The sequence below is a fragment of the Acinetobacter sp. GWC1_38_13 genome, assembly GCF_001767535.1.
GTDB classification, from domain to species: Bacteria; Pseudomonadota; Gammaproteobacteria; order Pseudomonadales; family Moraxellaceae; genus Acinetobacter; species Acinetobacter junii.
Genome location: NZ_MELG01000038.1, coordinates 985 through 8,319 on the forward strand (window position 1 = coordinate 985; position 7,335 = coordinate 8,319).

Consider the following 7,335-nt stretch of genomic DNA (forward strand, 5'->3'; position numbering starts at 1 on the left):
TTGGCTTTACGGCTTACTTTTATTTGGTTGGTCGAATTGGAGCGGGGAAAGCTGCATATAGTACCTTGTTATTTCCTTTGGTAGCGTTGGTTATATCGACTATATGGGAAGGTTATCACTGGCAAATGAATGCGGTGATTGGTGTGATTCTCATTTTATGTGGTAATGCAATTTTCTTTATCAAACTGCCACGATTCAGAGCAATTAAAACTTCATAACTAAGAACATAAAAAAGCCATCACCTTTGATCAAGTGATGGCTTTTTCTTTATTGCAAAAAGGTCGGACTAGTCTTGTTGCTTTGCCTGAATTGCTGTTAAGGCAATGGTAAACACAATATCATCGACCAAAGCGCCACGAGACAAATCATTTACAGGCTTGTTTAAGCCTTGTAGCATCGGGCCGACACTTACAACATTGGCAGCACGTTGTACCGCTTTATAGGTGGTATTACCTGTGTTGAGGTCAGGGAAAATAAATACGTTGGCGCGACCAGCTACTTGCGAGTCTGGTGCTTTTTGGCGACCGACACTTTCAACGGACGCTGCATCGTATTGTAAAGGACCATCAATCAATAAGTCAGGGCGGCGTTGTTTTGCAATTTTAGTCGCTTCTGCAACTTTTTCCACATCCGCACCAGTCCCCGAAGTTCCTGTTGAATAACTGATCATTGCAATACGAGGATCGAGACCAAAAGCTTTTGCAGAATCAGCCGATTGAATCGCAATCTCTGCAAGCTGTTCAGCATTTGGATCAGGATTAATTGCACAGTCACCGTATACATAGACTTCATCAGGCAATAGCATGAAAAAGATTGATGAAACCAGTGAGTAATTTGGTGCAGTTTTTATTAATTGAAATGCTGGACGTACAGTATTGGCCGTTGTATGAATGGCACCTGAAACTAAACCATCAACCTGATCAAGTGCTAGCATCATCGTACCGAGAACCACAGTGTCTTGCAGTTGAGCTTTAGCTTGTAGTGCATCAAGCTTACCTTTACGCAATTCAACCATCGGTTCAATATATTGGTCACGAATGCTGTCAGGGTCAATAATTTCTAAATCACTTGGTAGTTGAATGCCACGTGCTTTTGCAACCTCAGCAACTGATTCTGGTTTTGCAAGCAAGATACAGTGCGCGATTCCGCGAGATTGACAAATTGCAGCAGCTTGAACAGTGCGTGGTTCATCACCTTCGGGTAGAACGATACGCTTTTTGGCTGCAATCGATTTTTGTACCAACTCATAGCGGAAAGCGGATGGGGATAATCGTGGATGTAGATTATTCTGAGTGTGTTGATCAAGCCAGTTATTATCAATATGACTAGAAACAAAGCGAGTTACTTGTTCAGCACGCTCAGTATCATCGACTGGGATTTCATTACCAAAATGGTGCAAGCGCTGAGCAGTTTCTAGCGTATCTAAAGGTGTGTGTAAAATAGGTAAACCTTGTTTTATGGCACCTTGGCAGAACTCTAGAACGTTATTCGCTGGGGCCGATTGTTCTGTTAAAACTAATCCAGCTAAAGGAATCCCGTTGCTAGTTGCGACACTGGCTGCAAGTAAAGTGTCAGTTCGCTGTGCTGCACTGATGATCAGCTCACCAGCAACGAATTTTTGCAATTCGGCTTCGATATCTGAAGCAATCAAGCTGGTATGAAGAATTCGACGTTGCTTTGCTTCACCCTCGTGTAACCAAGTCCCATCAACCACCGATGCAATGTCTAAACTACGTGGCACACTCAGGATATTGCTGAATGGAACCAGACCGATAATTGGCAATTCATCTGTTCCCATAAAGCGGTTATAGCGTTGCAGCTCTAATGAAAATTCGGCAATTTGCTGGTCCAGACGTAGGCTTGGGTCAAGTGTGACAGGAATTTCAGCCGTGCCGTCTGGAAGCCCCTTGGTTCGCATGAACAGAACCCCTGTAGTGCGGGGTGAGGCTGCGCCGCCAAACTGACGTAGATGGGCATCGACTTTTTCTGCTGTCTTGCGTGGATCAGCAAGATCGGCGGTACTGACCAAAACCACCTGGGCATCCAGCGCCTGCGCAAGCGCAGCATTGATTTCACTGGCAAAATGGTCTTGTCCATTGGGAACAAGGCCCTCGACAATAATTACATCATGATCAACCGCAATCTGGCGATGCAATGCAACCGCCTCTTCAAGCAGTTCATCTGTCTCACCTAATGCAATCAGTTGAGTCAATCTTTCATAAGTAATCGGTTCAACCGAACGACGATGGAATAGATGACGATATAGGGTGGTAGTGCGGTCAACCGTCGTATCTGCAATTTGTGAAAATGGCTTGAGGAACCCCGCATTAATTCCTTTACAGTCCAGTGCGTAAATCATGCCTAAACAGGCAGAGGTTAAACCAACACCCTCACCTGTAGGAATCAGTAAAATTGTATTCATAATGACCTTGGTATTATCTAAATATGATTGTTTAAGCTATTTGTGCAAGCACCTGACGGGTCTCTTTGGCGATACGACCTTCTTCATCAGTTGGAATCACCCAGATTTGTGGACCAGTTCCTCCATCAATGCGTCCCTCTGTGCCACGAGTCAAAGTATCATTATTTTCCTTGCTGAATTGCAGGCCAAAATGAGGCAGGTAAGCGAGCGTTTTTTCACGCACATAGGCAGAATTTTCACCAATGCCGCCAGTGAACACCAATCCATCTAAATGAGGCAGGCCACAACTTAAGGCAGATAATGATTTTGCCAGACGATAACAGAATACTTCGATGGCAAGGGTGGCACCCTCATGACCTTTTTCAGAGGCTTCCACCAGTGTGCGCATATCATTGGACAAACCTGACAGACCGAGTAGACCACTTTCCTTGTTGAGCATGTTGTCGATTTTTTGAATGTCCCAACCCAGATTGTTTGCTAGGAATAAATGCAGGCTTGGATCAACATCACCGCTACGCGTACCCATAACTACACCTTCTAAAGGTGTCATACCCATAGAGGTATCAAGGCTTTGACCATTCCAAACTGCACAAGTAGAACTGCCATTGCCTAGGTGAGCGCTGAGCCAGCCGCCTTGATTTTTGGCACCTGCAAGTTCGCTGGCACGTTCAGTGACATAGGCATGGCTAGTTCCATGGAAGCCATAACGACGTACTTGATGTTCAGTATATAAATTTTGTGGCAATGCATAACGATATGCACGTTCAGGCATCGTTTGGTGGAATGCAGTATCGAAAACAGCAACTTGCGGTAATTCTGGGAATAAGCGCATGGTTGCTTCGATTCCTATCAAATGCGCAGGATTGTGTAGAGGTGCAAGTGGTGTGGCTGCTTCAATACGCTTCACGATTTCAGGTGTTAAAAGTTCGGCTTTCGTTAGATTTCCACCATGTACCACACGATGTCCAATTGCTTGAGGATTATAATTTGCTAAACGAGCTAACAAAGTTTCCAACGCTTTGGCATGGTCTGCATGTGGAATTGATAATTCAAGCGGTTCTCCACCGACCGTTACCCCCTTAATACGCGCATCAGCAGAGCCTAAGTTTTCTGCCAAGCCATAAATACGATCTTCACGACGTTCTGAAACAAGCGCATATTTGATCGACGATGAACCACAGTTAATTACAAGTACAGATTTAGCCACGTTTGAACACCTAACTGATTTTAAATTTTATGACGAACACTTTGATCTTGCTGCAACGCATGGGGCAGTGGAATCAAGCGCAATGTTTTAACATGGGTTGTAACTTAGGCGAAGATAGACTTTAGCCTATACAACTGATTTATAATTGAATCTGATCAGTATAGTCTGTAAATTAAAATGTTCTTTTAATTGATTTGTTTGTTTTAAGCGTATCTTTTGTATAAAAACACGATAAAGATCAAAATGATGCTTTATCGTGTTTGTCCGTTCTATTCTAGGATTATCTTATTGACGAATTTGACCATCACCAAATACAATCCATTTTTGTGACGTTAAGCCTTCTAAACCAACTGGACCACGTGCATGAATTTTATCGGTTGAAATACCAATTTCGGCACCGAGACCATACTCAAAACCATCCGCAAAACGAGTCGAAGCATTAATCATGACTGAGCTTGAGTCTACTCGAGCAAGGAACTCACGCGCTAAACTGAAATTTTCAGTGATGATGGCATCAGTGTGATGTGAACCATATTTATTAATGTGATCAATCGCCTCATCCATGCCACTGACAACTTTAATCGCCAAGATTGGCCCCAAGTATTCTGTGTACCAGTCTTCTTCAGTCGCCGTTTTTACTGAATCGCCAAGAATACGTTGAGTTTCAGCGCAACCACGTAGTTCAACTTGTTTTTCTGCGTAAAGTTCAGCAATACTCGGTAAGAACTCTTCTGCGATCACTTCATCAACCAAAAGTGTTTCCATCGCATTACACACACCATAACGATGTGTTTTGGCATTTAATGCAATTGGTAACGCTTTTTGTAAATCTGCTTGAGCTTCAACAAATACATGGCAATTGCCATCTAAGTGCTTAATCACAGGAATGCGAGCTTCATTGCTAATTCGTTCGATGAGGCTTTTACCACCACGTGGCACAATCACATCAACAAACTCAGTCATTGTGATCAAATGACCAACTGCAGCACGATCAGATGTTTCAATAACTTGAACTGCATGTTCAGGTAACCCAGAAACCTGTAAACCATGTTGAATTGCTGTTGCAATCGCTTTATTGGATTCAAGTGCTTCAGAACCGCCACGTAAAATAATGGCATTTCCCGATTTTAAAGCTAATGATGCTGCTTCAAGTGTTACGTTTGGACGTGATTCATAAATCATTCCAATTACACCGAGCGGTACACGCATTTTTCCGAGTTGAATCCCTGAGGGGCGATAAGCAAGATCTGTGATTTCACCAATAGGATCGACCAAAGCAATGACATCTTTTAATCCTTGTAACATCCCTTTAAAACGAGCAGGGGTTAATTCCAAGCGATCTAAAAGCGCATTATCTAATTGGCGTTGGCGCCCATTTTCCATATCAATTTGATTGGCTGCTAAAATTTGCGCTTGGTTATTTTCCAAAGCCGTGTAAATAGCAGACAGTGCATGATTTTTCAAATGAGTGGATGCACTAGTTAAAACTCGAGACGCACGACGTGCCTGAGTACCAACCTGTTGCATATAGTTTTCAATAGAATCTTGCATAGCATTTTAACGATTGCATGTATTTATAATGATAGTAACAGTCAAATGAAGAACAATGAATAGCCTGAACTCATAATTCAAGAAATTATAAATTGTTAATTAGCGCAATTTTTCTTATATAAATGAGATGCACATGTTAAATATAAACCTTAGGTAAAATATTTTGCAAAAGATTATTGCTTTAAACAGGACGAGTGGTGAAGGAAATGATTGCGTATAAAACGTGCATTTGTATAGAATGAAAAATGTAGAGGATAAATGTAATACAAATTTTATAAATTTGTTAATTTGCAAGTAGAAATCGCCAAAAATGAGACTCTTGCAGCAGAAAAATAAACAAGGATGGAGGAAGGATATGAATTCCATTATCCAAATGGACTCGGATTTAAATCATACCTATACAGGTTTTGGTTTTTTCGACATTTACAATAAAAACAGTTTTAAACAACCAGCGCGTACAACATGGATAGATGGTTGGAAAATTGAATATATGGCAATTGCAGATCCTAAAACGATCAACAATACGCCAATTGTAATTGTCGGGGGCGCATTTCAAAACTTTAACTCTTATAAGTATTGTGTTGAGCAACTCTTTGAGAGTGGGCCTGTTATTTTAATCGACTTACCGTCAATGGGTGCAAATCAGCAGATTCGCAATGTTGATACAGGTGAGTCCGCTGGAATTTTAGAATTACCAGATTTGTCTAAGATGCTCGGTCAATGGCTTGATATCGTCGGAATTGAGAAAGTTTCCGTGATGGGAATGTCATTGGGTTCGGTTGTCGCATCATCATTTGCCTATCAACGACCGGAATTGGTTGACCGTATGGTATTGATGGGTGTGATGCAAAAGACCCGTAAAAGCTGGCGTATGCTACTTGAAGAATCACTTCACCTCATGCGAGAAGACCGCATGGAGGAGTTTGGTCAGGCAGTGATTTTGTACCTTGTAAATCATGCTAAGCTTGATAAAACACGGATGTCTCCGACAGCTAAGCGCTTGTTCTTTAGACAGATGGCAGATTTTACCGCGACGGAGCGTGAGCGTTATGAAATCAACTGCAATCGTTTGTTGCGCTTAAGTGATGTACCTGTACCTCAGTGTAAAACTTTGGTAGCTGCAGGACAGTACGATAGTTTTACTTTGCCTCACGAAAATGCTGATTTTGCGCTTCAGTGTGAGAACATGGAATTTGCTTTAATTGCAAATGCTGATCATGTGCCTCAATTACAGCGTCGCAAAGAAACCATGAATTTGTTTACGTCCTTTTTAAAGGGTGAATCCATCGACAATCTTGATGGAATTATCACGATGACACGTGATCAAATGAAAAAAATTGAACGTCGTGGTGAAGAGCGTATTCCTGTACTCAATCCTCATTCTAAGTTATCACATCGCCATGATGTGACAGAAGCAGCAGTAGAAATTGTTGATATTACTTTCTTTGGTGTTTACTTAAAGTTGGAACAACTTGAGCAGTTAGAGTTTGTGAAGCAACATCCACGTGATCTTGCATTGCATTTATCTGATGAAGAGGGCGACTTTAAAATCGAATGCTTAATCTTTGATGCAACTGAGCAAGGATTACGTATTTTATTTAAACATGGTAATTTTGAAGTTGCAGATCGTTTGCTTCGATTTATTGAGCGTCAGAAACAAGCTTAATTATTGTGAAAAAACAAGTGGTCTATATGACCACTTTTTTATTTTAAGAATTTGATGCTTTAATCATCCATACAAGATCACCTAAATGTTGTTCTGAATTTTCCAACCTTACATTTTCAAAAAATTGTTTAGGCTGTTGCACGATAACTTGATGAAAACCTGCTTCGTGGAAAAAATGTTCAACTTCTTTTGGTGTTTTGAAATGAAAGCTAAAAGCGCTTCTCGACATCCATTTCAGTAATCTGCTGCTATTCCAAATAATTGTAGCTAGTTTATTTTGGGTGGGTTCGGGATAAAGGTCAGTGAGATAATGTAATTGTTTAAAATCACGACCGTAATTGGCAATAGCTTGAATGAGTTGCTGTAGTAATGGTTTTTCAAAATAGTTGATTAAACCTTCACTGATCACAACCAAGGGACGATGAGGATCAAAAACTGTAAATGCAGAAGCAAAGGCTTCGGTAAATAAATCAACAGAAAGTACATCAT

General features: G+C 41.2%; 5 protein-coding genes and 1 pseudogene. 2 read left to right on the top strand and 4 right to left on the bottom strand.

The window, feature by feature from the left end; translation table 11 throughout:
* A partial coding sequence (locus tag A2003_RS03915) for an EamA family transporter (protein WP_286686836.1) occupies positions 1–218 on the top strand: 218 nt, incomplete at its 5' end.
* 68 nt (positions 219–286) lie between these two features.
* Here A2003_RS03915 and pta read toward each other — a convergent pair.
* The 3 genes from pta to A2003_RS03930 form a co-directional block, all read right to left on the bottom strand.
* The gene (gene pta / locus A2003_RS03920) at positions 287–2,422 is read right to left on the bottom strand and encodes a phosphate acetyltransferase (RefSeq protein ID WP_286686837.1); all 2,136 of its coding nucleotides are present in this window, start codon (positions 2,420–2,422) and stop codon (positions 287–289) included.
* Between the two features lie 31 nt (positions 2,423–2,453).
* On the bottom strand, positions 2,454–3,629 hold the full coding sequence (locus tag A2003_RS03925) for an acetate/propionate family kinase (RefSeq protein WP_286686838.1): 1,176 nt from the start codon (positions 3,627–3,629) through the stop codon (positions 2,454–2,456).
* Between the two features lie 285 nt (positions 3,630–3,914).
* A complete protein-coding gene (locus A2003_RS03930; protein WP_204379022.1) occupies positions 3,915–5,180 on the bottom strand; it encodes a glutamate-5-semialdehyde dehydrogenase in 1,266 nt (421 codons plus the stop codon).
* A 355-nt stretch (positions 5,181–5,535) separates the two neighbouring features.
* On the opposite strand from A2003_RS03930, the gene A2003_RS03935 reads away from it, so the two are divergent.
* Positions 5,536–6,846: an alpha/beta fold hydrolase gene (locus A2003_RS03935; RefSeq protein WP_099948070.1), complete on the top strand. Its 1,311-nt coding sequence runs from the start codon at positions 5,536–5,538 to the stop codon at positions 6,844–6,846.
* Between the two features lie 43 nt (positions 6,847–6,889).
* Here the strand turns inward: A2003_RS03935 and A2003_RS03940 are convergent.
* Positions 6,890–7,335, bottom strand: a pseudogene (locus tag A2003_RS03940) (class I SAM-dependent methyltransferase); the annotation flags it as partial.

What these genes read in the sequence shown, in the direction of transcription:
- A2003_RS03935 (WP_099948070.1), top strand. Translation starts at nt 5,536, where the DNA reads ATGAATTCCATTATCCAAATGGACTCGGATTTAAATCATACCTATACA.
- A2003_RS03930 (WP_204379022.1), bottom strand. Translation starts at nt 5,180, where the DNA reads ATGCAAGATTCTATTGAAAACTATATGCAACAGGTTGGTACTCAGGCA.
- pta (WP_286686837.1), bottom strand. Translation starts at nt 2,422, where the DNA reads ATGAATACAATTTTACTGATTCCTACAGGTGAGGGTGTTGGTTTAACC.